Raw genomic sequence first — 25586 nt, 5'->3', positions numbered from 1 at the left:
CCGGTGGAAGGGGCGGGAAAGACTAGTCGATCGCGGTGCCGGAAATCTGGTTCCAGTGCAGCTTGCGCCGCAGGGTGGAAAAATAACTGTATCCGGCCGGGTGCAGGAAGCGGATGGTATGTTCGGCGCGTTTCACCAGGACGCGGTCGCCTTCCTGCAGCGACGACCAGCTTTGCATGTCGAAGTGCACGCTGGCGCTTTCGTCGCGGCCCCCCGGAGAGCGGGTGAGGGTGATGTCTATCGTGCAGTCGTCCGGGATCGCGATCGGCCGGTTCGACAGCGCCTGCGGCGCCACCGGCACCAGCACCAGCCCGCGCAGCGACGGATGCAGGATGGGGCCGTTGGCCGACAGCGCGTAGGCCGTCGATCCCGTGGGCGTGGCGATGATCAGGCCGTCGGCGCGTTGCTTGGACATGTACAGGCCATCCACCTGCACCGTGACTTCCAGCATGCCGCCCAGGCCGGCCCGGCTCAGCACCACGTCGTTCAAGGCCAGCGCCGAGACCAGCGTGGTTTCGCCCCGGATGACGCTGCAGGCCAGCAGGGTGCGGGTTTCCGACTCGAACTGGCCGTCGAGGATGCCGGCGATGGCGGTGCCGGCATCCTCGATGGGGACGTCGGTGATGAATCCCAGCCGGCCGTGGTTGATTCCCACCACCGGCACGTCCCAGGGCGCCAGCTGCCGCGCCACCCCCAGCATCGTGCCGTCGCCCCCCATGACGATGGCCAGCGACGCGCGCTGCCCGATCTCCTCGACGGTGGCGGAGGGGTAGTCCAGGACGCCGATATTGGTGGCGGTGTCCTTCTCGAACACGACCTCGCGTCCGGCATCGCGCAGCATCTGCGCGACCGCGCGCAACGGCGCGGCGATGCCGGTATCGTGGTATTTGCCGACGAGGGCGACGATGGGAAAATGCATGCAGGCATTATATGAGGGGAGACCCCCCAACGGGGCCCCATGTGGTCCTTTTTGCCATTCCCAATACTCAATCCGTTCACCCACCTTGAACGCCGTTCCTCTAAAGAACCCCGGCCCCCATCAGCCTGGCAGTTGCCAGGGCACTGCGGATCCGGCTCCGCCGGTCCGCCAGTGCCGCCCCCCCCGGGGGGGGGGCGCGCGTAAGCGCGTAGGGGGGGTACAATCCCTTTATGGACGATCGCGCACGTACATTGTTGAAAGCTCTCATCGAGCGTTACATCACCGACGGACAGCCTGTCGGTTCGCGCACGCTCTCCAAGGTCTTCGACCTGTCGCCGGCCACGATCCGCAACGTCATGGCCGACCTCGAGGACCATGGCCTGATCCACAGCCCCCATACTTCCGCCGGGCGCGTCCCCACTCCCCGGGGCTACCGGATGTTCGTCGACTCGCTGTTGACGGTGCAGCCCTACGAAGTCTCCGAGGCCACCCACATCCAGACCCTGCTGCCTTCGGCCGAACCGCAGCGCGTCATCGCGGCCGCGGCTTCGCTGCTGTCCAAGCTGACCCAGTTCGCCGGCGTGGTGATGTCGCCCAAGCGCAGCCAGATGTTCCGCCAGATCGAGTTCATCCGGCTGTCCGACACCAGGGTGCTCCTGATCATCGTGACGCCCGAGGGCGACGTGCAGAACCGCATGCTGATGGTCCAGCGGGATTATTCCTCGACCGAGCTGACCGAGGCGGCCAATTTCTTCAACCAGCATTTCAGCGGCAAGTCGTTCGAGGACGTGCGCCAGATCCTCCAGCGGGAACTGAGCCAGTTGCGCGAGGACATCTCCCGGCTGATGGAACTGGCGGTGGATGCCAGCGCCGAGGCGGCCACCGAGGACGACAGCGTCGTCATCTCGGGTGAATTGAACCTGTTGGGCGTGTCCGACATCACCGCCGACATGGACAAGCTGCGGAGGATGTTCGAGCTGTTCGAGAAAAAGACCGACCTGATGCAGCTGCTGGACGTCTCGAGCCGGGCGCAGGGCGTCCAGATCTACATCGGCGGCGACTCGCAGCTCGTGCCGATGGAAGAGGTCAGCGTCATCACGGCGCCCTACGGGGTGGACGGCAAGGTCGTGGGGACCCTGGGCGTGATCGGCCCCACCCGGATGTCGTACGAACGGGTGATTCCCATCGTCGACATCACCGCGCGGCTGCTGTCCAACGCGTTGAGCCATCATTGAGCCGGCGTCCGCCGGCAACGGCCGGGGGCATCTCCGCCCCGCGCCGCTCCTCCCGCCATTCCTGAGACCCGCACACGCCACGCATGCGTTTCCTTCCCGAGCCGCCGCCGTCTTCCCTCCATCCCACCCGCACCGGCCTGCTGCTGGTCAACCTGGGCACGCCCGACGCGCCTACTGCCTCCGCGGTCCGCCGCTACCTGGCCGAGTTCCTGTCCGATCCCCGGGTAGTCGAGATTCCGCGCCTGGTCTGGCTGCCCATCCTGTACGGCCTGGTCCTGACCCTGCGGCCGCGCGACGCGGCGGCGCGCTACGCCTCGGTGTGGACGCCCGAGGGTTCCCCGCTCCTGGCCTGGAGCCGCCGCCAGGCCGAGGCGCTGTCGCGCGCGCTGTCCGACCGGGGGCTGGTCGTGGAGGTGGCGCTGGCCATGCGCTACGGCAATCCGTCGCTCGAGGCGGCCATCGCCTCGCTGCGCGAGACCGGCTGCGAGCGCATCCTGGTCCTGCCGCTGTATCCGCAGTACGCGGCCAGCACCACGGCCGCGGTGTCCGACGCCGTGGGCGCGTGCCTGGCCCGGCTGCGCAACGTGCCCGAGGTCCGGTTCGTGCGCGATTTCCACGCCGATCCGGGCTATATCGAGGCGATGGCCATCCGCATCCTGGATTTCTGGCGCAGCAACGGGCGAGGCCAGAAACTGGTGCTGAGTTTCCACGGCCTGCCCAAGCGTTCCATCGCGCTGGGAGACCCCTATCACGAGCAATGCCTGGAGACCGGCCGGCTGCTGGCCGAGCGGCTGGGCCTGTATGCCGAACAGGTCGAGATTACGTTCCAGAGCCGTTTCGGCGCCGCCGAGTGGCTCCAGCCATATACTGAACCCCGGCTGAAGGAACTGGCGAAAAGCGGCGTGTCTGACGTGGACGTGTTCTGCCCGGGCTTCGTCGCCGATTGCATCGAAACCCTGGAAGAGATCGCGATGCAGGGCAAGGAAGCCTTCCTGCTGGCGGGGGGCCGGCAACTACGCTACATCGACGCGTTGAACGACTCGCCGGCGTGGATAGGGGCCTTGGCAGACCTGGCCGGGCGCCACATGCAAGGCTGGACCACCCGCTCCGAGGCCCGCCAGCCCGCCGACGCGGCGCATGCAGCCGTCTTGCTGCAGCGCAAGAACGACAAGACGCCGGCGACGGACCGGTAATGTGATGGAAGAACTACGTATCGACAAATGGCTGTGGGCGGCACGGTTCTACAAGACCCGAACGCTGGCCCAGGAAGCGGTCGAGGCAGGGCAGGTGAAGGTGTCCGGCGAACGGGTCAAGCCCTCGCGCGCCGTGCGTCCCGGCGACATCCTGCAAATCCGCGCCGGAGACCAGGATTGGGAGGTCCTGGTCCGAGCCCTGTCCACCCAGCGCGGCCCGGCGGTCTTCGCGCGCACCCTGTACGACGAGACCCAGCAAGGCATGAAACGCCGCCTGGAAGCCATCGAACTGCGCCGCCAGAACGCCGACCCCGCCGCGACCCTGAAAGGCCGCCCCACCAAGCAAGACCGCCGCAAGATCGAAAGGTTTAGAACCCCCAATTGAGGACCCCCCCTACGCGCTGACGCGCGCCCCCCAGGGGGCGAAACCGGCGGACCGGCAAAGCCGGATCCGCGGTTTCCTGGGTCTAGTACCCGTTTCTTGGATTCAAGCACCGTTGCTACCGCTGGCAGCCAGCGAAGCACGGGTGCCACAACCCAAGAAGCGGGCACTAGACCGAGGATGCGGTGGATCCGGCTCCGCCGGTCCACCCGCATCGCCCCCTGGGGGGCGCGCGTCAGCGCGTAGGGGGGGGATATACTTGAAAGCGCAGATTTCACCCCCATCTCGCGCATAGAGTTCAAGCAAGTCACTGATTTTTCTGGTTTTTCATGGAGGCACCAATGTCGGCTGAGCACAAGCCTGGCGACCAACCCAATCTGGATCCCGAAAACGTGAACCCCGCTCCGGCGGCGGAAACGCCCGAAACCGAGGGCGGCGAGGATCCCATCGTCGCGCTGCAGGCCCAGCTGGCCGCGGCCCAGGCCGAGGCCAAGGACAACTACGATGCCATGCTGCGCGCCCGTGCCGAGGCAGACAATATCCGTCGTCGCGCCCAGGAGGAAGTCTCCAAGGCCCAGAAGTTCGGCATCGAGGCATTCGCGGAAAACCTGTTGCCGGTCAAGGACAGCCTGGAGGCTGCCCTGGCCCAGGAAAACCAGTCCATCGACACCCTGCGCGAGGGCGTGGATGTGACCCTCAAGCAGCTGATCGGCGCCTTCGAGCGCAACAAACTGGTCGAGATCGCCCCGGTGCCCGGGGACAAATTCAATCCGCACCACCATCAGGCCATCGCGTCGGTTCCGTCGGACGAGCCGGCCAACACGGTCCTGCAGACCCTGCAGAAGGGCTACATGATCGTCGATCGAGTACTGCGTCCGGCACTGGTGACGGTCGCGGCCGCCAAATAAGGCCCGCCGCGATCGAAAGAAGCTATCGCAGGCATTGAAATAACGAAATTCCCACCTATTTATTGATCAAGCGAAATTTTCTGATTTCTTTCAGGAACAAGGATTATGGGCAAAATCATAGGCATCGACCTGGGCACCACCAATAGCTGCGTCGCAGTGATGGAAGGCCAGCAGGTCAAGATCATCGAAAACGCCGAAGGCGCCCGCACCACCCCCTCGATCGTCGCCTACATGGAAGACGGCGAGATCCTGGTCGGCGCGCCGGCCAAGCGCCAGGCGGTTACCAACCCCAAGAACACCCTGTACGCCGTCAAGCGCCTGATCGGCCGCAAGTTCGACGAACAGGCGGTGCAGAAGGACATCGACCTGATGCCCTACGCCATCGTCAAGGCCGACAACGGCGACGCCTGGGTGCAGGTGCGCGACAAGAAGCTGGCCCCGCCGCAGGTGTCGGCCGAAGTGCTGCGCAAGATGAAGAAGACCGCCGAGGACTACCTGGGCGAGGAAGTGACCGAGGCCGTGATCACGGTGCCGGCCTACTTCAACGACAGCCAGCGCCAGGCGACCAAGGACGCCGGCCGCATCGCCGGCCTGGACGTCAAGCGCATCATCAACGAGCCCACCGCGGCCGCGCTGGCGTTCGGCCTGGACAAGTCGGAAAAGGGCGACCGCAAGATCGCCGTCTATGACCTGGGCGGCGGCACGTTCGACGTGTCCATCATCGAGATCGCCGACGTCGACGGCGAGAAGCAGTTCGAGGTGCTGTCCACCAACGGCGACACCTTCCTGGGCGGCGAGGACTTCGACCAGGTGCTGATCAACTACATCATCGCCGAGTTCAAGAAGGAACAGGGCGTGGACCTGTCCAAGGACGTCCTGGCCCTGCAGCGCCTGAAGGAAGCCGCTGAAAAGGCCAAGATCGAACTGTCGTCGGCCACGCAGACCGAGATCAACCTGCCGTACATCACGGCCGACGCCTCCGGTCCCAAGCACCTGAACCTGAAGGTCACCCGCGCCAAGCTGGAAGCGCTGGTCGAGGACCTGATCAACCGCACGATCGAGCCCTGCCGCATCGCCATCAAGGATGCCGGCGTCAAGGTCTCGGACATCGACGACGTGATCCTGGTCGGCGGCATGACGCGCATGCCCAAGGTGCAGGAGAAGGTCAAGGAGTTCTTCGGCAAGGATCCGCGCAAGGACGTGAACCCCGACGAGGCCGTCGCCGCCGGCGCCGCGATCCAGGGCTCCGTGCTGTCGGGCGACCGCAAGGACGTGCTGCTGCTGGACGTGACGCCCCTGTCCCTGGGTATCGAGACCCTGGGTGGCGTCATGACCAAGATGATCAAGAAGAACACCACGATTCCGACCAAGTTCTCGCAGGTGTTCTCTACCGCCGACGACAACCAGCCGGCCGTGACCATCAAGGTGTTCCAGGGCGAGCGCGAAATCGCCGCCGGCAACAAGGCGCTGGGCGAATTCAACCTCGAAGGCATCCCGCCCTCGCCGCGCGGCACGCCGCAGATCGAGGTCACCTTCGACATCGACGCCAACGGCATCCTGCACGTGTCGGCCAAGGACAAGGGCACCGGCAAGGAAAACAAGATCACGATCAAGGCCAACTCCGGCCTGACCGAGGATGAAGTCGAACGCATGGTGCGCGACGCCGAGGCGAACGCCGACGAGGACAAGCGCGTGGCCGAGCTGGCGCAGTCGCGCAACCAGGCCGACGCCCTGGTCCACGCCACCCGCAAGTCGCTGGAGGAATACGGCGACAAGCTCGAGGCGTCCGAGAAGGAATCCATCGAGGCCGCCATCAAGGATCTCGAGGACGTCCTGAAGGAAGGCGACAAGGCCACCATCGACGCCAAGGTCGAGGCGCTGTCCAAGGCTTCGCAGAAGCTCGGCGAAAAGATGTACGCCGACATGCAAGCCCAGGCCCAGGCCGCCGGCGCGGGTGCGGCTCCTGGCGGTGACGCCGGCGGAGCCAAGGCCGACGACAACGTGGTCGACGCCGACTTCAAGGAAGTCAAAAGAGACGACAAGTAAGCGGTACCCGCGGAGCGGCCTACAATGTGGGCCGTTCCGCTTTTCGTTTTGACTGCGCTGGTGCAGGCACCGGTGCAGGATTTGGGTAGGCCCCCTGGCTGCCCCGCGACGTCAGGGGGCCTACCCAAATCCGTCAATAGCACGCAACCGCTATTCACCAGAGATATTGCCGGCCTTCTGAAAACGGGCCACCGAAGAAAGAACCATGTCCACCAAACGCGATCTGTATGAAGTCCTCGGCGTTGCCCGCACCGCCACCGAGGAAGAAATCAAGAAGGCCTACCGCAAGCTGGCCATGAAGTACCACCCCGACCGCAACCCCGGCTCCAAGGAAGCGGAAGAGAAGTTCAAAGAGGTCAAGTACGCCTACGAGATCCTCTGCGAAGCCGAGAAGCGCGATGCCTACGACCGCTACGGCCATGCCGGCGTCGATGCGGCGGCCGCGGGCGGCATGGGCGGCGGGGCGGGGGGCTTCGCCGACGCGTTCGGCGACATCTTCGGCGAGATATTCGGCGGCGGCCGCCAGCGCGGTGGCGCCCAGATGTACCGCGGCGCCGACCTGAAATACAGCATGGAAATCACGCTGGAGCAGGCCGCCACCGGCTTCGACACCGAGATCCGCGTCCCCAGCTGGGACAACTGTGACACCTGCCACGGCTCCGGCGCCAAGCCCGGCACCCAGCCCAAGACCTGCCACACCTGCGGCGGTACCGGCGCGGTGCGCATGCAGCAGGGCTTCTTCAGCGTCCAGCAGACCTGCCCGACCTGCCACGGCACGGGCAAGGTCATCCCCGATCCGTGCACGGCCTGCGACGGCGTCGGCAAGGTCCGCCGCAACAAGACCCTGCAGGTCAAGATCCCGGCCGGCATCGACGACGGCATGCGCATCCGCTCCTCCGGCAACGGCGAGCCCGGCGTCAACGGCGGTCCTTCGGGCGACCTCTACGTCGAGATCCACATCAAGCCGCACGGCATCTTCCAGCGCGACGGCGACGACCTGCACTGCGAGCTGACCATTCCGTTCACCACCGCGGCGCTGGGCGGGGACCTGGAAGTGCCCACGCTGGGCGGCCGCGGCGAGATCAGCATCCCGGAAGGCACGCAGTCGGGCAAGGTCTTCCGCCTGCGCGGCAAGGGCATACGCGGCGTGCGCTCCAGCTATCCGGGCGACCTCTATTGCCACGTCGTGCTCGAGACCCCGGTGCGCCTGAACGACAGGCAGAAGCAGATGCTGCGCGACTTCGAGGCTTCGCTGAGCGAAGGCGGCGACAAGCATTCTCCGCAGAGCAAGTCGTGGACGGACAGGGTGAAGGAGTTCTTCAGCTGATATCGGACCGGGCGACCGGACGTTCAGCGCACCCGGTTGCGCAGGCCGGCCCGGTCGCCGCTGGCCCAGGCACGCGCGTTGTGCGCGATGAGCGGCAGCACCTGGTCGGCATAACGGTCCGACTCGCCGCCGATGTGCGGCGTGATCAACAGCCTGGGTACCGACCACAAGGGATCGTCTTCAGGCAGGGGCTCGCGTTCGAATACGTCCAGCGCGGCGCCTGCCAGCCTGTCGCCGCGAAGTGCGTTCACGAGCGCGGCGGTATCGCATAGCGCCGCGCGCGCCAGGTTGATGAGGAAGGCGCCGGGTTTCATCGCCGCCAGCACGGCGGCGTCCACCAATCCCCGCGTTGCCTGGGTCAGGGGGGCCAGGAGCACCAGGAAGTCCGCTTGCGCAGCCACGTCGCGCAGCGTGCCATGGGCGTGCACCCGGTCGAAGCCCGCCACCTGGCGAGGGCTCGCCGATACCGCCAGCGTATGCATGCCCAGCGCCTGGCACTTGATTGCCAGTTCGCTGGCTATCAAGCCCGTTCCCACTACCGCGAGCGTCTTGCCGTGCAGCAGCGGCTGGCGTCGGCGCTGCCAGCGGCGTGCGCGTTGGTCCGCCAGGATGGACGGGAGATCGCGTGCCAGGGCGAGCATCAGCGTCAAGGCCATTTCCGAGACGGCCGGGCCGTGGATGCCGTGTGCCGACGTCAACGCCACGTCCGGCGGCAGGTCCGGATGGTCCGCGATGCCATCCACGCCGGAGGACAAGGCCTGCAGCCACTGCAACCGGGGCAAGGCACGCAGCAAGCCATGGTTCAACGCGCTGGCGAAACACGCCAGTGCCGTGGCCTGCCGAGCCGAATCGGGTATCGGCTGGTTCGGGCCAATCCAGTCGAACGCGAGATCCGGCAGGCGCCGGGTCAGTTCCCGCGCATAGTATTGGCCATCGGCGTTGACGATGAGCAGCCGGAAATCGTCCGTGGATGCAGGGGACGTCCGCATGGCATCAGTCCGTGCTGATCTTCGCCGCCGAGATCAGCGGCCCGTAGGACTGCTGTTCGCTTTCGATGCGGGCCCGTACCGCGCTGGCGGTGGACGGCGCGGCTTCCTGGCCGAGCGCGTTCAGTGCCTGCCGGGCTTCCGGTGTCGCCAGCCACGCCCGGATTTCATCGCCAAGCTTGTCGATGATCGCGCTCGGCGTGCGCGCCGGGGCGTAGAGCGCGAACCACGTTTCCAGCTCATAGCCGGGGAAGCCCAGTTCGGCCAGGGTCGGCACGTCCGGATACATGCTGGAGCGTTGCAGCGACGTGGCAGCCAGAACCTTGATGCGGCCCGACTTGCCGAATCCTCCCAACGCGGCCTGGTCCAGCATGGCGAGCGGCGTGCGTCCCGACACCACGTCGGCGATCGCGGGGGCAAAGCCCTTGTAGGGCACGTGGTTGAGCCGCACGTCGGCCCGCTGGGCAAGCAGTTCCATGCCAAGGTGGGCTGAGCCGCCAATGGCATTGGACGCATACGACAGCGCGCCGGGCTTGGCCCGCGCCATGGCGAGCACCTCGTCCAGCGTATTGGCGCCGAGTTCGGCCGACACGCAAAGAAGGTACGGGCCCTTGGACAGCATGCTGATGGGGGCGAAGTCGGCCCGGACGTCGTAGGGTACCTGCTTGCTGGTGAGCGGGATCAGGGACATGGTCGAACCGCCCGTCATCAACAGCGTGTAGCCATCGGGGGCGGCCCGTGCGACCGCTTGCGCGGCGATCACGGTATTGCCACCGGAGCGCGATTCGACCAGCACGGGCTGGCCCAGGGTTTTTTCCAGGCGCTGCGCAAGCAGGCGGGACAAGCCGTCCGCACCGCCTCCCGGCGCGTACGGAATGATGATGCGTATCGGCCTGTCGGGATAGGCGTGGGCGGGCGCGGCCGCCAGGGCCAGCGCGGCGGCCAGGCCGGCGAACAGATAGCGGCAACGATGGAACATGCCTGTCTCCTTGCGCGCGGCTCTTGCCGCGCTGCGTTCTTGTCGTGAGGCCGGCGCGCGCCGGTGGCGGGCCGGATGCGATGGGGTGAATCAAGTGCGATAGGACGGATCCTTGCGGTCCAGCATGCGCAAGAGCGCGGGCCATTCGAGGTTGCCCAGGGGACTGACGGTTCCGTCCGAGCGGACCGTGCCGGGCGGACGGAAGCCGGCCGCGGAGATCTTGTCGGCCAGGGCGGAGTCGGGAAGGGTCAATTCCTGGCCGCTGGCCAGTGCATCGACCTGGGCCTGCATCGCCATTTCCAGGTGCCACATCATCGCGAAGGCCTGGCCGATGCTTGCTCCGGCCACCAGCGTGCCGTGGTTGCGCAGGATCATGACCGGCTTGTCGCCCAGGTCGGCGGTCAGGCGTTCGCGTTCGGAGATCTGGTTGGCCAGTCCTTCGCTGTCATGGTAGGCAACCTTGCCGTGGAACAGCATGGCGTGCTGGGTCAACGGCAGCAGTCCGCACTTCATCGCCGACACGGCCATGCCGGCCCGGGTATGGGCGTGGATGACGCAGCGCGCATCCGGACGCGCGGCATGGACGGCACTGTGGATGACGAATCCGGCACGATGGACGGGATGCTGCGTGGGTTCGACGACGTTGCCGTCGATGTCGATCTTGACGAGGTTCGAGGCGCAGACCTCGTCGAACATCAGCCCGAAGGGGTTGAGCAGGAAGTGTTCCTCGGCACCCGGCACGCGCGCCGAGATGTGCGTATAGATGAGATCGGTCCACCCGTAGTGGGCATGGAGCCGGTAGCAGGCGGCCAGGTCCACGCGCATCTGCCATTCTTCGGCGTGGGGCGCGGGGCGGGAGGAGGAGGGGGTATCGGTCCGCATGAATTCCTGAGCGTGTTCAATATGGCGAGGCGCTCCGGCCGCGCTTGGGATAGAGTATTGAATCGCCTGGTCGCGCCAAAGCCAATCAAAACATTTTGTTCGAATCTTGAGAAAAATCTGAATGAGCATCGAGACCCAGTTGAGCCTGCGGCAACTGCGGGCTTTCGTCGCCGTCTACAGGTTCGGCAAGCTCGCGACCGCCGCGAGCCGCCTTTCCGTGACCGAGTCGGCGGTCAGCACCATGCTCAGACAGATGGAGTCCACGTTGAACCTGCGGTTGTTCGACCGCACCTCGCGGTCGCTGGTGCCGACCCAGGCCGCGCAGGAGATCATCGCCACCGCCGAACGCATACTGGGCGACGTGGCCTGGCTGGGCACGCGGATGGAAGACCTGGGCGACCGCCGTATCGGCCGCGTCCACGTGGCGGTCACCGCCACCGTGGGCAGCGTCCTTATGCCGGGCGTGGTGCGGCGTTTTCGCGACGCCTATCCCGGCGTGCAACTGGTGCTGGACGATTGCGCGCCGGACCAGTTCCTGGCCAGGGTGCTGTCCGAGCCCGTGGATTTCGGCATCGGCACGCCGGAGCGCGAGGACGCCCTGCTGATATCCCGGGTGCTGCTGCGCGATCACCTGTGCCTGGTATGCGCGACGGACCATCCGTTGGCGGGCCGCCGCCAGGTGCGCTGGCGTGACCTCGCCCGGGAGCCGGTCATAGCCGTGCGGCAGGGGTTGGCCTATGGCATGCGCGGCCGGATGGAGGCGGCCGCGGCCAGTGCCGGCATCGCGCTCAACGTCGTGCACGAGGTCAATTTCCTGTCCTCGGCATTCTGGATGGCGGCCAGCGGGCTGGGGGTGTCGATCTGGGCATCGGCGCTGGCGGGAGGCATGCGCTACGAGAATCTGACGCGCTGCCGGCTGGTGGGCCCGCGGGTACCGATGGATTTTTCGCTGGTGCATAAACGGGGCCGGAGCCTGTCGCCGGCCGCCGAAGCCTTCGTGGAAATCGCGCGCGACGAACTCGCGGGCATGGATACCCTCTAGGGCCTGTGCGAGCCTCCTTTTGGCGTGAACAGGTCCTAGGCAGCGCTTCCGCCGCGCAGGTCCAGCGGCCGCAAGGTGGACTTCAGCCCGTCGTAGACCTGGCGCAGCACCGGGTTCAGCGAGTCCGGGCGCATCCAGAGGTAGTAGCTCACGTCGGGCAGCCGGGGCAGGCCGTCCTTCTCGCCCAGCACCCGCATATCGGGCCCCAGCAGTTCCACCGAGCGGGCGGTCACGCCCAGGCCGGCCCGTATCGCAGCCTTGATGCCTATCATGTGCGGCGCGAGGTAGGCCGTGCGCCATGACATCCTGGCCGCATCGAGCGCGGTCAGCGCGATGCGGCGGTACAGGCTGTGTTCGTCCGCGATGATCAGCGGCACCGGCTTGCCGGGTTCGAAGACGTAGTCCGCCGAGCATAGCCAGACCGTGGGCGAGGTGCGCAGCACCATGCCTTCCAGCGCCGGATCCTCGCGCGTCGAGACCGTCAGGTCCAGTTCGCCCATGCGCAGCGACTCCATCAGGAAAGGGCTGCGGCCCACGTGGATCTCCATCTGCAGCCTGGGGGAGAGCCGCGCGATGTTCGCCAGCAGCGGCGGCAGGATGCTGTCGGCCACATCCTGCGGCGAGCCCACGCGCAGCGAGCCGGTCAGCTCGCGGTCTTTCAGGGCTCGCCACGCTTCGTCGTTGATGGCGATCATGTGCTTGGCGTAGTCCAGCAGCCTGCGCCCGTGCGCCGTCAGGCGCTTGTAGCGTCCGGCCTTCTCGAACAGCGGCACGCCCGCCTGCGCTTCCAGGCGCTGCATCTGCTGGGTCAGCGCCGCCTGCGTGCGGTGCGTCTTCTCGGCGGCCGCGAGGTAGGTCTCGTGTTCCGCGATCGCCACCAGGGTGCGCAACTGCGTCAGGTCGAAATTCTTCATATAAGAAATGCTTATATTTTAGGGTCGATTTCTAAATTGTGCTGGGTGTGCTCGCTGCATAGACTGTGGGTCGGTCAAAAGAAATTATAAGTTTCCAAGATAGTTTTATCGAGGTCACCCAGGCCGGATGCGGGATCGACCGGCTTCATCCACAGATATCTCCCATGAGCAAAACCATCACCGCAGGGCAAGCGAAACAATGGCTGGACGAAGGCGGAGAGATCGCCTTCCTGGACGTGCGCGAGCACGGGCAGTACGGCGAAGAGCATCCTTTCTTCGTCGTGTCGGTTCCCTACAGCAGGCTGGAGCTGGACGTCGAGCGCCTGGTGCCGCGCAAGACCGTTCCCGTCGTGCTGCTGGACGACGGCGATGGCGTGGCCGAACGCGCCGCCGCGCGGCTGGAGGCGGTGGGCTATGGCCACATGCACGTGCTGCGCGGCGGCGCGGCCGCCTGGAAGGCCGCCGGCTACGGGATGTTCCAGGGCGTGCACCTGCCGTCCAAGACCTTCGGCGAACTGGTGGAGCACGCCTATCACACGCCCCGGCTCCAGGCCCCGGAACTGGCCGCCATGCAGGCGCGGGGGGAAGCGGTGGTGGTCCTGGACGGCCGTCCCGTGGACGAATTCCGCAAGATGAACATCCCGGGCGCGGTCTGCTGCCCCAACGGCGAACTGGCGCTGCGCATCCACGCGCTGGTGCCGGATGACCGCACGCCCGTGGTGATCAATTGCGCCGGCCGTACGCGCAGCATCATCGGCGCGCAGACCCTGATCAACATCGGCATTCCCAATCCCGTCTATGCCCTGGAGAACGGTACGCAGGGCTGGTATCTGAACGACCTGGCGCTGGAGCACGGCAACGACAGGCGCTATCCGCAGGTGGACGCGGCGGCGCCGGACTTGAAGGCGCGGCGGGACAGGGCCCGGGAGTTGGCCGGCCGGCACGGCGTCGCCGAGGTCGACGCGGCGACGCTGGCCGGCTGGATGCGCCAGGAGGATCGCACCACGTTCCTGCTGGACGTGCGCACCGGCGAGGAGTTCGCCGCCGGTTCGCTGCCTGGCGCCCAGCACGCGCCGGGCGGCCAGCTCCTGCAGGGCACCGATCTGTACGTGGGAGTCAAGGGCGCCCGGCTGGTGGTGACGGACGACGACGGCATCCGCGCGCGGGTGGTGGCGAGCTGGCTGGCCCAGATGGGGCGTGAAATCCATGTGCTGCCCCCCGAAGAATGGACCCGCGCGGGCGCGGCGCTGCCGCCGCCGGCGCCGGCGGTCGCCGTGCAGGGCCTGCCGCTGGTGGGCCCGGCGGAACTGGCCGCCCTGGTGGCCGCGGGCCAGGTGCAGATCCTGGACGTCCGCGCCAGCATGGCCTACCGCCAGGCGCATATCGCGGGGGCGCGCTGGGCCATCCGTCCGCGCATGGCGGGCCTGGCAGGCACGGGGGCGGGCGCGCTGGTGCTGGTGGCGGCCAGCGCCGAACTGGCCGCGCTGGCCGCGGGCGAGCTGCCCGAAGCGCTCCGCGCCGGGGCGCGCGCGCTGGTCGCGCCGGTTGCGCAGTGGCGGGAGGCGGGGCTGGCGGTCGAGGCCACGCCCGATACGCCGCGCGATGCAGACTGCATCGATTTTCTTTTCTTCGTCCACGACAGGCACGACGGCAACAAGGAGGCCGCCCGGCGCTATCTCGCCTGGGAAACGGGCCTGATCGGACAGCTCGACGCACAAGAGCGGGGCGCATATCGCATCTCGCCATGACACCTGAGGAGGAAAGCATGAAGACCAAGAACACGAAGCGAGGCGGCAGGGCGCCGGCGTCCGGCCTGCTCCTGGTCGCGGCGCTGGCCGTGGCGTGGGCGGGACCGGGGCGGGCGGCCGATCCGGGCGCCTTCCCGGCCAAGACGGTCCGGATGGTGGTGCCGGTATCGGCCGGCGGCAGCACCGACAAGATCGCCCGCCTGCTGGCGGAAAAACTGAATGCCAGGTGGGGCCAGGCGGTGGTGGTGGAGAACGTCACCGGGGCGGGCGGCTCGATCGGGGCGGCGCAGGTGGCCAAGGCGGCGCCCGATGGCTACACCCTGCTGCTGCACAGCGACGCCGTGGTGCTGAACACCGCGCTGCTCAAGAAGCCGCCCTATGCGCTCAAGGATTTCTCGGGGGTGGTGCGGGCCATCGCCAATCCGCAGATCCTGGTGGTCCGGCCCACGCTGGGAGTCAAGACCTTCCAGCAATACCTGGCGCTGGCGAAGAAGTCGCCGGGCCAGGTGACGGTCGGCCTGCCCACCAGCGGTGGAATCGCCCACATCGCTCACGAAATGATCCAGGCGCAGACCGGCATCGACGTCAACTACATCCCGTACCCCGGGGGCGGGCCGGCCGCGGTCGATGTCATGGGCGGGCACATCGACGCCACCATGATCACCATGGCCGCGGTCACCGAATTCATCAAGGCCGGGCGCCTCGTGCCGCTGGCCGTCACGACTTCCTACCGCTCGCCGGCGCTGCCCGACGTGCCGACCGTGGCGGAGTCCGGGGTGCCGGGATTCGACGTCGAGTCCTGGCAGGGCATCCTGGCGCCGGCCAAGACGCCCGCGGCCGTGATCGAGAAGATCAATCGCGACGTGATGGAGATCCTGCGCCAGCCAGACATCAAGGCGCAGGTCGAGAGCATGGGGTATGGCGTCGCGGGCGGCACGCCGGCCGAGTTCGACCAGTCGCTCAGGCAGGACCTGGAGCGCTATTCCAAGGTCATCAAGGCCGCGCGCATTACCTTGCAGTAACCGGGTGCGGGCCATCGCGCCCGCGGCTCCGGCCGACAAGACCAAGAAGAGGGGACCATGTATCCGCGTAGTGAAAAAAGGCTGGCCACGGGCCTGCTGTATCTATTGCTCGGGGCCGGCACGTCGCTGCTCGCCTTGGGCTATCCCATGGGCACGCCCGCGCGCATCGGGCCCGGCTATTTCCCGTTCTGGCTGGGCCTGCTGCTCGCGGCGCTGGGCCTGTCCATCACCGTGCGGGCGTATGTGGCGGGAGCGCCGCGGGAAAAACTGGCGCGCTGGGACTTCCGGTCGCTGTCCTGGATGACCGGATCGGTGGTGCTGTTCGGCGTCATGCTCAAACCCCTCGGGCTGGTGCTCGCGATCGCCACGCTGGTCGTCGTGGCCAGCCGCGCCAGCCACGAATTCACGTGGCGCGGCGCGCTGGCCAACGCGGCCGTCATGGTGGCGCTGATCGTCGGCGCATTCGTCCACGGGTTGGGGCTGCCGTTCAACCTGTGGCCGGCCTTCCTGGACTGAGGAGCCTCGCATGGAATTGCTGGACCATCTGGCGCTGGGCTTCGCCACCGCGCTGTCGTGGCAGAACCTTGCCTATGCCTTCGCCGGCTGCCTGCTGGGCACCCTGATCGGCGTCCTGCCCGGGCTGGGGCCGGTGCCGACCATCGCGATGCTGCTGCCCATCACCTATGCGCTGCCGCCCACGTCGGCGCTCATCATGCTCGCCAGCATCTACTACGGCGCCCAGTACGGCGGGTCGACCACCGCCATCCTGGTGAAGCTGCCGGGCGAGTCCTCGTCGGCAGTCACGCTGATCGATGGACATGCCATGGCCACGCAGGGCAGGGCGGGCCCGGCGCTCGCCACGGCGGCCATCGCCTCCTTCTTCGCCGGCTGCGTCGGCGTGCTGCTGCTGGCGGCGTTCGCCGCGCCGCTGGCCGAGATGGCGTTCAAGTTCGGGCCGGCGGAGTATTTCTCGCTGATGCTGCTGGGGCTGGTCGGCGCCGTGGCGCTGTCTTCCGAGTCGCTGGACGTGTCGCTGGGCATGATCGCCATCGGCATCATCCTCGGCCTGGTCGGGACCGACGTGAACAGCGGCACGGTGCGGCTGGCCTTCGAGATTCCACAGTTGATGGAGGGCATCGAGTTCACCTGCCTCGCCATGGGCCTGTTCGGCGTGGCCGAGATCGTGGCGAACCTGGAAATGCAGAAGGCCTCCGGAACGACAGCCGTGGCGCCCATCGCCAGCCTGATGCCCACCCGGGACGACATCCGGAGGATGGCGCCCTCGATCGTCCGGGGTACCGCGCTCGGGTCGGCCCTCGGCATCCTGCCCGGAGCGGGCGTGACCATTTCCGCCTTCTCGGCCTACACGCTGGAGAAAAAACTGTCGTCCAGGTCGGCGGAAATGGGACATGGCGCCATCGAAGGCGTCGCCGCGCCCGAAGCCGCCAACAACGCCGCCGCGCAGACCAACTTCATCCCGCTGCTGACGCTGGGCGTTCCCGGCAGCGCCGTCATGGCCCTGATGCTGGGCGCGATGACCATCCACAACATCCAGCCGGGACCGCAGGTCATGACCAGCCATCCCGCGCTGTTCTGGGGCCTGATCGCGTCGATGTGGATAGGCAACCTGATCCTGGTGGTCCTGAACCTGCCGCTGATCGGACTGTGGGTGCGGCTGCTCAAGGTGCCGTACCGGCTGCTGTATCCAGCCATCCTGGTGTTCTGCTGCGTCGGGGTCTATTCGATCCAGAATTCGGTGGCGGACGTGTTCCTGGTCGCCTGCTTTGGCGTGGCCGGCTACCTGTTCGGCAAGCTGTCGATATCGCCGGTGCCGTTGCTGCTGGGCTTCGTGCTGGGGCCCATGATGGAGACGAGCTTCCGGCGCACGCTCATGGTGGCGCGCGGCGATTTCTCGGTATTCGTCACGCGGCCCATCTCGCTGGGGCTGCTGATCGCCACGGCGCTGTTGATCGTGCTGGCGCTTGCGCCGGCCATCCGGCGCAAGCGGGCCGTGGTGCTGGCCGAGGCGCAAGCCTAGCGTTGCTGGCATGGAGGCCGGGCCCGCCGATTCGATCGCGCGGGCCGGTGCCTCTACAATGGCTGGGCGCCAGCCAGGAAGCCTGCCATCATGCCTCTACCGGAACCCTCCGCCCGCCGCTCCGTCCATCACCGCGTCATCGACATGCAGACCTACGCCCGCGAAGACGGTCTGTACGACGTGGAAGCCCGGCTGGTCGACCGCAAGCCCTTTCCCTTCCAACTCATGAGTTCGGACGACCCGCTGCCCGCGGGAGAAGCGCTCCACGACCTGTGGATACGCCTGACGGTGGACGACGCGTATGTGATCCGGGACATCGTGGCGGCGTCGGATTCGACGCCCTGGCCGCTATGCAAGGAAGCCACGGACACGCTGCGCGTGCTGGTCGGCGAGCGCATCGCCCGGGGCTGGACGGCCATGGTCAAGGACCGGTTGCGAGGCGCGGCCAGCTGTACCCACTTGATGGAAATGCTGGTGCCGATGGCGACCACGGCCTTGCAAGGCATACGCGGGCTGCAGCGCGACATGCCCCTGCTGATGGGCGAGGAGCGGGCACGGGAGAAGATCGATTCCTGTTTTGCCTTCGGCCGCGACCGGGAAGTGGTGAAGATGCTGTGGCCGCAGCATGCGGCCGGGAGGCCCGACGGCGACGGGCCTCCCGACGGGGGGCGGACTACGGCTTGAAGGTCCCCGCCACCGCGGTGCTGAAGTCTTCGGGCTTGAAGTACTTGCGCAGCGCCGCGTTGACCTGCTCCGCGGTCAGGGCCTTGAGCTTGCGGTCGGATTCCGCCGCGAAGGCGAAGGTGCGGTCCAGGTCCAGGTAGTCCGACCAGGCACCCGCCAGCCGCCGATCCTGCGCGCGGGCCAGGTGGCGCAGGTTCATCAGCGAGTCGATGCCGTCCTTGACCTCTTGCGCGCTGAAGCCTTCGCGCAGGACGCGCTCGGATTCCTCCTTGATGGCCGTCTCCAGCCGCGCCCGGTTGCTGGGCGCGTAGATGGCGTACAGCGTCCACTGGCCCGAGGGTTCGTAGGACGAGGCCGACAGCTGGCTGCGCACGTTGTACGACAGGCCTTCGCGTTCGCGCACCCGCATCCACAGCCGCGAGGTCTCGGAACTGCCCAGCAGGTAGTTCGCCAGCATGGCCGCGGGATAGTCCGGATCGGTGTCCTGCAGCCTGATCGGCATGGTGGACAGGTAGAAGGCGTTGGCCTTGTCGGGCAGCGAGATGTCGAAGCGCTTGGCCGGCACCGCATGGTAGGGATCGTCCACGCGCGTGTAGGCCGGAGCCTTCTTCCATCCTTGCAGGCCCTTGGTCAGCGACTGCTCGACCGCCGCCGGGTCGAAGTCGCCCACGGCGGCCAGCCGCACGCGGCCCGCGCCGTAGAAGCGGTCATGGAACTGCACCAGCGCATCGCGGGTCAGCGCCTTGTAGGCGGCCTCTTGCTCGTCGAAGCTGGGGGTGTAGCGCAGGTCGTCGGCAGGCCATGGGTTGTCGTGCCGCGCCAAGGCCTGTTGCGCGACGGCCGTGGGCTCCTGGCGGGCGCTTTCCACCGAGGCCAGGCCGCGGCGGCGGTACTCGTCCAACTGGTCCTCGGGGAAGTTGGCGTTGCGCAGCACGTCCAGCACCAGTTCCAGCGTGGCGGGCAGGTTGTCGCGGGTGGTCGAGATGTCGACCGCCGCGCTGGTGCCGCCCCCGGCGAAGCCGACGTCCGCCCGCAGCGCGTCGAAACGGTCCTCGATCTGCTGCCGCGTCATCGTGGCCGTGCCGTTGTCGAGCAGGGCGCCCACGGCGCGCGAGATCTCGCGCTGGCCGCGCAGCGTCTCGGCGTCGCCGAACTGCACCACCAGGCGGGCATTGACCAGGTGGCCGCGCGTCGACTTGGGCAGCAGCGCCAGCTTGACCGGCCCGTTGGGCAGGTCCAGCGTCTTGCGCTGGGTGCGGGCGTCGATATTGGCCGGCGTGGCGTCGAAGGCCTCGGCCTGCACGAAGTCGGTGTCGCCCTTGTAGCCTTTCAGCTCGGCCTGCAGGTCCAGGGGCTGCGGCGCGGGAGCGCGCTGGGGACCGTCGGTCGGGATGTAGGTGCCCAGCGTGCGGTTCGATTGCAGCAGGTAGCTTTCCGCCACGCGCTGCACGTCGGCCAGCTTCAGGTCGCGGATACGGTCCCGGGTCACGAAGAACAGTCGCCAGTCGCCCTGGGCGATGCTCTCGGACAGCGACACGCCCACCTTCTGCGGATCGCTGTAGGCCATGTCCCAGTCCTTGAGCCAGCGGGTGCGCGCGCGCTCCAGCTCTTCGCTGGTGATCGGCTGCGCCTTGATGGACTCGATGGTCTCCAGCATCTTGTCGCGCGCGGCATCCAGGCTGGCGCCGGGCTGCAGCTGGGCGCCCATCATGATCATGCCCGGATCGTACATGCCGAAGGTGAAGCCGAAGGTGGAGGCGGCCAGCTTGGTTTCCACCAGCGACTTGTACAACCGGCCCGAGGGCGCGTCGCCCAGGATGCCGGCCAGCATTTCCATGGCCGCGGAATCGGCCGCGCCGCCCTGCGGCGTGTGGTACATGGCCGCGACCATGGGCGAGCCGCCGGCGCGGCGCAGCGTGACGCTACGCTCGCCGTCCTGGACCGGTTCCTCGGTGTACAGGCGCGGCAGGGTGCGCTTGGGCTTGGGTATCTTGCCGAAGGTGCGGGCGATGACGGCCAGCGTCTTGGCCTCGTCGAACTGGCCCGAGACGATCAGCACGGCGTTGTCCGGCTGGTAGTAGGTACGGTAGAAGGCCTGCAGGCGGCCGATGTCGACGTTCTCGACGTCCGAGCGCGCGCCTATCGTGGTCTTGCCGTAGTTGTGCCACTGATAGGCCGCGGCCATCATCTTGCTCATCAGCACACGGAACGGATTGTTCTCGCCGCTTTCCATCTCGTTGCGCACGACGGTCATTTCCGAGTCCAGGTCCTTGCGCGCGATCAGCGAGTTGACCATGGCGTCGGCCTGCCAGCCCAGGTACCAGTCCAGGTTGGCCTCGTTGGCGGCGAAGCTGGCGAAATAGTTCGTGCGGTCGGTCCAGGTGCTGCCGTTGGCCTGCAGGCCGCGGCGCGAAAACTCGGCCAGCGCGTTGCGCATCGTGGGCGTACCCTTGAACAGCATGTGTTCCAGCAGGTGCGCCATGCCGGTTTCGCCGTAGTTTTCCTGGCGGGAACCCACGAGATAGGTCATGTTGACCGTAGTGGTCGGCTTGGACTGGTCGGGTGCCAGCAGGATGCGCAACCCGTTGTTCAGCCGGTATTCGTTGATGCCTTCGACCGAGGTGACCTTCTGTACGCCGGCAGGGACGGCTGCCTGCGTCCGGGCCTGGGCGGCGTGGGTAGCCGGCGGCAGCAGGGCGGCCGCGGACAGGGCCACGCAGGCGAAGGCCCGGCCCAGGAGACCGGAGCGGTTGGCGGTGAGCGATGATGGCATAGGCGGACTCGAACCGTTCAGGAAGTGGATTGGAGTGCCGGGCCGCGACAACGTTCCCGCCGCGCGGCCCGGAATGCTACTTGGACAGCAGCCGCATGGCCTGTTCCAGGCCGCTCAGCGTGACGGGATACATGCGGCCCTGCATCAGTTTCCGGATGATGTCGGTGGATTGGCGGTAGGGCCACAGGCCCTCCGGCTCGGGATTGAGCCAGACGAAACGGGGATAGGCCGCGGCCATGCGCTGCAGCCAGACCGCGCCGGCCTCGGTGTTGTGGTATTCCACCGAACCGCCCGGCTGCAGGATCTCGTACGGGCTCATGGTGGCGTCGCCGACGAAGATCAGGCGCCAGTCCGGGTTGTACTTGCGCAGCACGTCCCAGGTGTGGGCGCGCTCGGCGTGGCGCCGGCGGTTGCTTTGCCAGACCCAGTCGTACAGGCAGTTGTGGAAATAATAGACTTCCAGGTGCTTGAACTCGCTGCGCGCGGCCGAGAACAGTTCCTCGATCCGCTGGATGTGGCTGTCCATCGTGCCGCCCACGTCCAGCATCATCAGCACCTTCACCGTATTGTGCCGCTCGGGCACCATGCGGATGTCCAGGTGCCCGGCATTGCGCGCCGTGCTGCGTATGGTGTCGTCCAGGTCCAGTTCCAGGTCGGCGCCTTCGCGGGCGAAGCGGCGCAGCCGCCGCAGGGCCACCTTGATGTTGCGCGTGCCCAGTTCCACCTGGTCGTCGTAGTCGCGGAAGCTGCGCATGTCCCAGGCCTTGACCGCGCTGTGGTTGCCGGCGCTGTCCTGGCCGATGCGGATGCCCTCGGGGTGGTAGCCGCCGCTGCCGAAGGGCGAAGTGCCGCCGGTACCTATCCACTTGCTGCCGCCCTCGTGGCGTTCCTTCTGCTCCTCCAGCCGCTGGCGGAACAGTTCCATCAGCTTGTCCCAGCCCAGCTTCTCGATCGCGGCCTTGTCCTCGGGCGACAGCTCGCGCATGAAGCGCTGCACCAGCCATTCGGCCGGGATCTCCTTGCCCGGCGGGAAGGCCGCCTCGATGCCCTTGTAGTAGCTGGCGAAGGCCCGGTCATAGCGGTCGAACTGGCTTTCGTCCTTGACCAGCGTCATCCGGGCCAGCAGATAGAACTCGTCCACCGACGGCGCGATCACCCGGCGCGACAGCGCTTCCAGCAGCGTCAGGTACTCGTTGATGGAGACCGGCAACTGGTGCTTGCGCAGATGGTAAAAAAAATCAATGAGCATGAGGCCCCCCCTACGCGCTTCGCGCGCCCCGAACGGTGAGCCCCCCGCCGCTGCGCGGCAGCCCCCCGAGGGAGCCTGGGCCCGCCTTGGGGCGGCCCGGCGCCGGGCCCAGGGGGCGGCGCTGGCGGACCGGCGAAGCCGGATCCGCGGCACCCTGAATGACGCGCGGGGTGGATCGATGCGATTTCATGCCCGTCTGCCGCTTCTAGCCATGAGGATCAGGCGTTCGAACAGGTGGACGTCTTGTTCGTTTTTCAGCAGCGCGCCATGCAGCGGAGGCACGGCGGCTTCGCGGTCGGTGCTTTTCAAGGCTTCAGGCGGGATGTCCTCGGCCAGCAGGACCTTGAGCCAGTCCAGCAGTTCGGACGTGGACGGTTTCTTCTTCAGGCCCGGGGTCTCGCGCAGCTGGAAGAAGCTGTCCAGCGCCGCCGACAACAGTTCCTTCTTCAGGCCGGGGTAGTGGACTTCGACGATGCGTTCCATGGTCTCCTTCTCGGGAAACCGGATGTAGTGGAAGAAGCAGCGCCGCAGGAAGGCGTCCGGCAGGTCCTTCTCGTTGTTGGAGGTGATGATGACCAGCGGCCGGTGCACGGCACGCACGGTTTCACGCGTTTCGTACACGTGGAATTCCATGCGGTCCAGCTCGCGCAGCAGGTCGTTGGGGAATTCGATGTCGGCCTTGTCGATCTCGTCGATCAGCAGCACCACCGGCTCGGGCGAGGCGAAGGCCTGCCACAGCACCCCGCGCACGATGTAGTTCGTGATGTCGCGCACCTTCTCGTCGCCCAACTGCGAATCGCGCAGGCGCGAGACCGCGTCGTATTCGTACAGCCCCTGGTGCGCCTTGGTGGTGGACTTGATGTGCCATTGCAGCAGCGGCCGCCCCAGCGCCCGGGCCACTTCCTCGGCCAGCATGGTCTTGCCAGTGCCGGGTTCGCCCTTGATCAGGAGCGGGCGCTCGAGCGTGAGCGCGGCATTGACGGCCAGCGTCAGGTCGTCGGTGGCGACGTAGGTGTCGGTGCCCTGGAAGCGGGCGGCGGACGGCGAGACGGACTGGGGCATGGTCGGGCTGGCGGTAGGGCCCCGCGGGGGCGAAGCACCCAGTATAAGAAAACTCCGGACGGGCAGGGTGAACCGGCGCCCGTCCCGCAAAAGGGGCGGCGGACGGAGGTTGTTCCTGATGTATCATTAGGGGTTAAATAAAGACGGAAACCGGACCTGAGTACAACAATACGGTTTCTCGATGGAATAAAACGGAGACGCTTCGTTGGCCTGTGGGGGCCGGGCGTTGCCGCTCAGTCGTTTCGCCGCCCGGTATCGGGATTTCCTTGATTCTGATAGAGCGTTCTAATGAAGTTGAGCATAACGAAGCGGGCGCTGCCCGCGTTGGCCGCCCTGGCCGCCTGTGCGGTCGTCGGCTCGGCCGTGGCCCAATCGGCCCCGCCGGCTACCATCACCGGCAACGCCGATGCCGCCCGTGACAAGAATTCCATGTGCATAGGCTGCCATGGCATCCCGGGCTACAAAGCCAGCTTTCCCGAGGTCTATCACGTTCCGATGATTGCTGGGCAGAACGCCAAGTACATCGAGGCGGCGCTGAAGGAGTACGCCAGCGGCGCGCGGACGCATCCTTCCATGGTTGGCATCGCCAAGAGCCTGTCCGAGCAGGACATCGCCGATCTGGCCGCCTATTACTCCAGCCTGAAGTGAGCCGTCCGACCATGAAGACCATCCAGCGCCTTTCCTTCCTCGTCGGCAGCGCCTTGCTCTCGCTGTCGGCCGCCCAGGCCGCCGGCGACATCGCCGCCGGCAAGGCGGTGTTCGATCGCATCAACTGTGCCTCCTGCCACGGTGCCGATGCCAAGACCTCCATCGATCCCAGCTATCCCCAACTGGCGGGCCAGCATCCCGACTACCTCGCGCATGCGCTGAAGGCGTATCGCCGGGGCCAGTCCAATGCCGCGCCGTCGGCCAACATCCGCAAGAACGCCATCATGGGTGCGTTCGCCGTCCAACTGTCCGACAAGGACATCGAGGATGTGGCGGCGTACCTGTCCAGCCTGCCTGGCAACCTGGCCGTACGTAAGTAGTAGGGTCCTCCTACGCGCTGACGCGCGCCCAGAATGGTGGGCCCCAGCCGCTATGCGGCAGCCCCAAGGGGCCGGGACCCGCCTTGGGGCGGCCCGGCGCCGGGTCCCGAGGGGCGATGCGGATGGACCGGCAAAGCCGGATCCACCGCATCCTCAGTCTTCCATTTCGCTCCTGTGTGGAGCCTTGCTTATTCGGGGAGCAGGCCGGTCTGCCGGGTGATGCGTTGCCAGGTGGCGTGTTCCTGTTGCAGGAACCGGCGGTTCTGGTCGGCGGTGGACAGGGCCGGATCGGTGTCCAGGCCCAGGGAGGCCAGGTGTCGGGCGATTTCCGGCTTGGCCAGCAGCGTGTCGAGTTCCCGGTTCAGGCGCGCCACGACGGAAGCGGGCGTGCCGGCGGGGGCCGCGAGCATGTGCCAACCGGCCAGTCCGAAGCCGGGAAAAGTTTCTCCCAGGGCCGGAACGTCCGGCATCGACGGCAGCCGCGATGCGGTGCTGACCGCCAGGGCCTTCAGCCGGCCTTGCCCGACATGATTCATCACCACGATGGCAGGCAGGACGACGAGGTCGGTCCGGCCGGCTATGGTGTCCTGCAGCGCTTCCGAGGACTTCGAATAAGGCACCGTGGTCCAGCGGGCTCCTGACATCGATTCCAATGTGTTGGCCAGTATGCCCGAGAAGGTCTTGGCGCCTTCGGTCGCGACGCGAGGGCCCGTGCCGTCCTTGCCGGGGGCCGACAAGGCCTCCTTCAGCGTGGATGCCTTCAGCCCCGCGGTGGCTGCGATCATGAACGGGCTGTAGCCGATGAACCGGATGGGGACGAAGTCCTTGACGGGATCGTAGGGCAGTCCCTTGATCGTATAAAGATTACTGACCAGGGCGCTGGTGGTGCCGTAGAACAGCGTGTAGCCATCAGGCGAGGCGCGGGTGACGGCCTGGGCGCCGATGATGTTTTGCCCGCCGGGCTTGTTTTCTATCACGATCGGCTGGGCCCAGCCGCGGGCAAGCTGGGTTGCGATGTATCGCGCCACGATGTCGGTGCTCGAGCCGGGCGCGTGCGAGACGACCAGCTTGACCGGCCGCGTCGGCCAGTCGTCGCCCAGGGCGGGTGATTGCCAGGCGAGCGGGGCAAGGCCTGCGCAAAGCAGCCAGGATGTTGCGAAGCGGGGCAT

General features: G+C 67.0%; 23 protein-coding genes. 14 read left to right on the top strand and 9 right to left on the bottom strand.

All coding sequences use genetic code 11. The annotated features are described in order from the left end of the window. Positions 1-22: 22 nt before the first annotated feature. On the bottom strand, positions 23-919 hold the full coding sequence (locus N5K27_RS21615; protein ID WP_087841461.1) for an NAD kinase: 897 nt from the start codon (positions 917-919) through the stop codon (positions 23-25). A gap of 230 nt (positions 920-1149) precedes the next feature. On the opposite strand from N5K27_RS21615, the gene hrcA reads away from it, so the two are divergent. From hrcA to dnaJ, 6 genes are all read left to right on the top strand, one after another. Then, positions 1150-2154 carry a heat-inducible transcriptional repressor HrcA gene (gene hrcA / locus N5K27_RS21610; RefSeq protein ID WP_087841460.1) on the top strand — a complete coding sequence of 335 codons (1005 nt, stop codon included), beginning with the start codon at positions 1150-1152 and terminating at the stop codon, positions 2152-2154. Positions 2155-2237: 83 nt separating this feature from the next. Continuing rightward, positions 2238-3347, top strand: coding sequence for a ferrochelatase (gene hemH / locus N5K27_RS21605; protein ID WP_279818679.1), 1110 nt, complete (start codon positions 2238-2240; stop codon positions 3345-3347). Positions 3348-3351: 4 nt separating this feature from the next. After that, a complete protein-coding gene (locus N5K27_RS21600; RefSeq protein WP_087841458.1) occupies positions 3352-3732 on the top strand; it encodes a S4 domain-containing protein in 381 nt (126 codons plus the stop codon). A gap of 338 nt (positions 3733-4070) precedes the next feature. Beyond that, positions 4071-4637, top strand: coding sequence for a nucleotide exchange factor GrpE (grpE, locus tag N5K27_RS21595; RefSeq protein WP_087841457.1), 567 nt, complete (start codon positions 4071-4073; stop codon positions 4635-4637). A gap of 105 nt (positions 4638-4742) precedes the next feature. Continuing rightward, a complete protein-coding gene (gene dnaK, locus N5K27_RS21590) occupies positions 4743-6683 on the top strand; it encodes a molecular chaperone DnaK (RefSeq protein WP_087841456.1) in 1941 nt (646 codons plus the stop codon). A 205-nt stretch (positions 6684-6888) separates the two neighbouring features. Next, positions 6889-8010 (top strand): molecular chaperone DnaJ, encoded by a 1122-nt coding sequence (gene dnaJ / locus N5K27_RS21585; protein WP_279818674.1) that lies wholly within the window; start codon positions 6889-6891, stop codon positions 8008-8010. Positions 8011-8033: 23 nt separating this feature from the next. Here dnaJ and N5K27_RS21580 read toward each other — a convergent pair whose 3' ends face one another. The 3 genes from N5K27_RS21580 to N5K27_RS21570 form a co-directional block, all read right to left on the bottom strand. Beyond that, positions 8034-8999: a D-2-hydroxyacid dehydrogenase gene (locus N5K27_RS21580; protein ID WP_279818670.1), complete on the bottom strand. Its 966-nt coding sequence runs from the start codon at positions 8997-8999 to the stop codon at positions 8034-8036. A gap of 4 nt (positions 9000-9003) precedes the next feature. Then, positions 9004-9975, bottom strand: a complete 972-nt coding sequence (locus tag N5K27_RS21575) for a tripartite tricarboxylate transporter substrate binding protein (protein WP_279818668.1) — start codon at positions 9973-9975, stop codon at positions 9004-9006. A 90-nt stretch (positions 9976-10065) separates the two neighbouring features. Next, a complete protein-coding gene (locus N5K27_RS21570; protein ID WP_279818666.1) occupies positions 10066-10857 on the bottom strand; it encodes a class II aldolase/adducin family protein in 792 nt (263 codons plus the stop codon). Between the two features lie 121 nt (positions 10858-10978). Between N5K27_RS21570 and N5K27_RS21565 the strand changes: the two genes are divergently transcribed. Then, positions 10979-11899, top strand: coding sequence for a LysR family transcriptional regulator (locus N5K27_RS21565; RefSeq protein ID WP_087841451.1), 921 nt, complete (start codon positions 10979-10981; stop codon positions 11897-11899). A gap of 35 nt (positions 11900-11934) precedes the next feature. Here the strand turns inward: N5K27_RS21565 and N5K27_RS21560 are convergent, their stop codons facing one another. Next, a complete protein-coding gene (locus N5K27_RS21560) occupies positions 11935-12813 on the bottom strand; it encodes a LysR substrate-binding domain-containing protein (protein ID WP_087841450.1) in 879 nt (292 codons plus the stop codon). A gap of 164 nt (positions 12814-12977) precedes the next feature. On the opposite strand from N5K27_RS21560, the gene N5K27_RS21555 reads away from it, so the two are divergent. The 5 genes from N5K27_RS21555 to N5K27_RS21535 all read left to right on the top strand — a co-directional run bounded on the left by N5K27_RS21555 (position 12978) and on the right by N5K27_RS21535 (position 18305). Continuing rightward, a complete protein-coding gene (locus N5K27_RS21555; RefSeq protein WP_132980052.1) occupies positions 12978-14561 on the top strand; it encodes a rhodanese-like domain-containing protein in 1584 nt (527 codons plus the stop codon). 17 nt (positions 14562-14578) lie between these two features. Next, positions 14579-15583, top strand: coding sequence for a tripartite tricarboxylate transporter substrate binding protein (locus N5K27_RS21550; protein WP_087841448.1), 1005 nt, complete (start codon positions 14579-14581; stop codon positions 15581-15583). Positions 15584-15640: 57 nt separating this feature from the next. Beyond that, positions 15641-16099, top strand: a complete 459-nt coding sequence (locus tag N5K27_RS21545) for a tripartite tricarboxylate transporter TctB family protein (RefSeq protein ID WP_279818661.1) — start codon at positions 15641-15643, stop codon at positions 16097-16099. 10 nt (positions 16100-16109) lie between these two features. Next, entirely contained in the window at positions 16110-17621 is a 1512-nt protein-coding gene (locus tag N5K27_RS21540) for a tripartite tricarboxylate transporter permease (RefSeq protein WP_087841446.1), read from the top strand. Positions 17622-17711: 90 nt separating this feature from the next. After that, on the top strand, positions 17712-18305 hold the full coding sequence (locus N5K27_RS21535; protein WP_087841445.1) for a DUF2889 domain-containing protein: 594 nt from the start codon (positions 17712-17714) through the stop codon (positions 18303-18305). Here the strand turns inward: N5K27_RS21535 and N5K27_RS21530 are convergent. The 3 genes from N5K27_RS21530 to N5K27_RS21520 form a co-directional block, all read right to left on the bottom strand. Further along, on the bottom strand, positions 18295-21078 hold the full coding sequence (locus tag N5K27_RS21530; RefSeq protein ID WP_087841444.1) for a pitrilysin family protein: 2784 nt from the start codon (positions 21076-21078) through the stop codon (positions 18295-18297). The two genes, N5K27_RS21535 and N5K27_RS21530, sit on opposite strands and share 11 nt — an antisense overlap. A gap of 76 nt (positions 21079-21154) precedes the next feature. Next, complete coding sequence (locus tag N5K27_RS21525) at positions 21155-22327, bottom strand: VWA domain-containing protein (RefSeq protein WP_087841443.1); 1173 nt, start codon at positions 22325-22327, stop codon at positions 21155-21157. Positions 22328-22513: 186 nt separating this feature from the next. Next, on the bottom strand, positions 22514-23389 hold the full coding sequence (locus N5K27_RS21520) for a MoxR family ATPase (protein ID WP_087841442.1): 876 nt from the start codon (positions 23387-23389) through the stop codon (positions 22514-22516). A gap of 288 nt (positions 23390-23677) precedes the next feature. Between N5K27_RS21520 and N5K27_RS21515 the strand changes: the two genes are divergently transcribed. Then, positions 23678-24037 (top strand): cytochrome c, encoded by a 360-nt coding sequence (locus N5K27_RS21515; RefSeq protein ID WP_087841441.1) that lies wholly within the window; start codon positions 23678-23680, stop codon positions 24035-24037. 11 nt (positions 24038-24048) lie between these two features. Continuing rightward, complete coding sequence (locus tag N5K27_RS21510; protein WP_087841440.1) at positions 24049-24417, top strand: c-type cytochrome; 369 nt, start codon at positions 24049-24051, stop codon at positions 24415-24417. A 188-nt stretch (positions 24418-24605) separates the two neighbouring features. Here N5K27_RS21510 and N5K27_RS21505 read toward each other — a convergent pair whose 3' ends face one another. Further along, positions 24606-25586, bottom strand: a complete 981-nt coding sequence (locus tag N5K27_RS21505; RefSeq protein WP_087841439.1) for a tripartite tricarboxylate transporter substrate-binding protein — start codon at positions 25584-25586, stop codon at positions 24606-24608.

The organism is Pigmentiphaga sp. GD03639, from assembly GCF_029845405.1.
In the GTDB taxonomy this organism is placed as follows: Bacteria; Pseudomonadota; Gammaproteobacteria; order Burkholderiales; family Burkholderiaceae_B; genus Pigmentiphaga; species Pigmentiphaga daeguensis.
The sequence above is the reverse complement of the archived record's forward strand: the minus strand, read 5'-3'. Positions and strand labels throughout refer to the sequence as shown.

Coding starts and splice junctions, on each gene's coding strand:
- N5K27_RS21615 (WP_087841461.1), bottom strand. CDS start 919: ATGCATTTTCCCATCGTCGCCCTCGTCGGCAAATACCACGATACCGGC.
- hrcA (WP_087841460.1), top strand. CDS start 1,150: ATGGACGATCGCGCACGTACATTGTTGAAAGCTCTCATCGAGCGTTAC.
- hemH (WP_279818679.1), top strand. CDS start 2,238: ATGCGTTTCCTTCCCGAGCCGCCGCCGTCTTCCCTCCATCCCACCCGC.
- N5K27_RS21600 (WP_087841458.1), top strand. CDS start 3,352: ATGGAAGAACTACGTATCGACAAATGGCTGTGGGCGGCACGGTTCTAC.
- grpE (WP_087841457.1), top strand. CDS start 4,071: ATGTCGGCTGAGCACAAGCCTGGCGACCAACCCAATCTGGATCCCGAA.
- dnaK (WP_087841456.1), top strand. CDS start 4,743: ATGGGCAAAATCATAGGCATCGACCTGGGCACCACCAATAGCTGCGTC.
- dnaJ (WP_279818674.1), top strand. CDS start 6,889: ATGTCCACCAAACGCGATCTGTATGAAGTCCTCGGCGTTGCCCGCACC.
- N5K27_RS21580 (WP_279818670.1), bottom strand. CDS start 8,999: ATGCGGACGTCCCCTGCATCCACGGACGATTTCCGGCTGCTCATCGTC.
- N5K27_RS21575 (WP_279818668.1), bottom strand. CDS start 9,975: ATGTTCCATCGTTGCCGCTATCTGTTCGCCGGCCTGGCCGCCGCGCTG.
- N5K27_RS21570 (WP_279818666.1), bottom strand. CDS start 10,857: ATGCGGACCGATACCCCCTCCTCCTCCCGCCCCGCGCCCCACGCCGAA.
- N5K27_RS21565 (WP_087841451.1), top strand. CDS start 10,979: ATGAGCATCGAGACCCAGTTGAGCCTGCGGCAACTGCGGGCTTTCGTC.
- N5K27_RS21560 (WP_087841450.1), bottom strand. CDS start 12,813: ATGAAGAATTTCGACCTGACGCAGTTGCGCACCCTGGTGGCGATCGCG.
- N5K27_RS21555 (WP_132980052.1), top strand. CDS start 12,978: ATGAGCAAAACCATCACCGCAGGGCAAGCGAAACAATGGCTGGACGAA.
- N5K27_RS21550 (WP_087841448.1), top strand. CDS start 14,579: ATGAAGACCAAGAACACGAAGCGAGGCGGCAGGGCGCCGGCGTCCGGC.
- N5K27_RS21545 (WP_279818661.1), top strand. CDS start 15,641: ATGTATCCGCGTAGTGAAAAAAGGCTGGCCACGGGCCTGCTGTATCTA.
- N5K27_RS21540 (WP_087841446.1), top strand. CDS start 16,110: ATGGAATTGCTGGACCATCTGGCGCTGGGCTTCGCCACCGCGCTGTCG.
- N5K27_RS21535 (WP_087841445.1), top strand. CDS start 17,712: ATGCCTCTACCGGAACCCTCCGCCCGCCGCTCCGTCCATCACCGCGTC.
- N5K27_RS21530 (WP_087841444.1), bottom strand. CDS start 21,078: ATGCCATCATCGCTCACCGCCAACCGCTCCGGTCTCCTGGGCCGGGCC.
- N5K27_RS21525 (WP_087841443.1), bottom strand. CDS start 22,327: ATGCTCATTGATTTTTTTTACCATCTGCGCAAGCACCAGTTGCCGGTC.
- N5K27_RS21520 (WP_087841442.1), bottom strand. CDS start 23,389: ATGCCCCAGTCCGTCTCGCCGTCCGCCGCCCGCTTCCAGGGCACCGAC.
- N5K27_RS21515 (WP_087841441.1), top strand. CDS start 23,678: ATGAAGTTGAGCATAACGAAGCGGGCGCTGCCCGCGTTGGCCGCCCTG.
- N5K27_RS21510 (WP_087841440.1), top strand. CDS start 24,049: ATGAAGACCATCCAGCGCCTTTCCTTCCTCGTCGGCAGCGCCTTGCTC.
- N5K27_RS21505 (WP_087841439.1), bottom strand. CDS start 25,586: ATGCCCCGCTTCGCAACATCCTGGCTGCTTTGCGCAGGCCTTGCCCCG.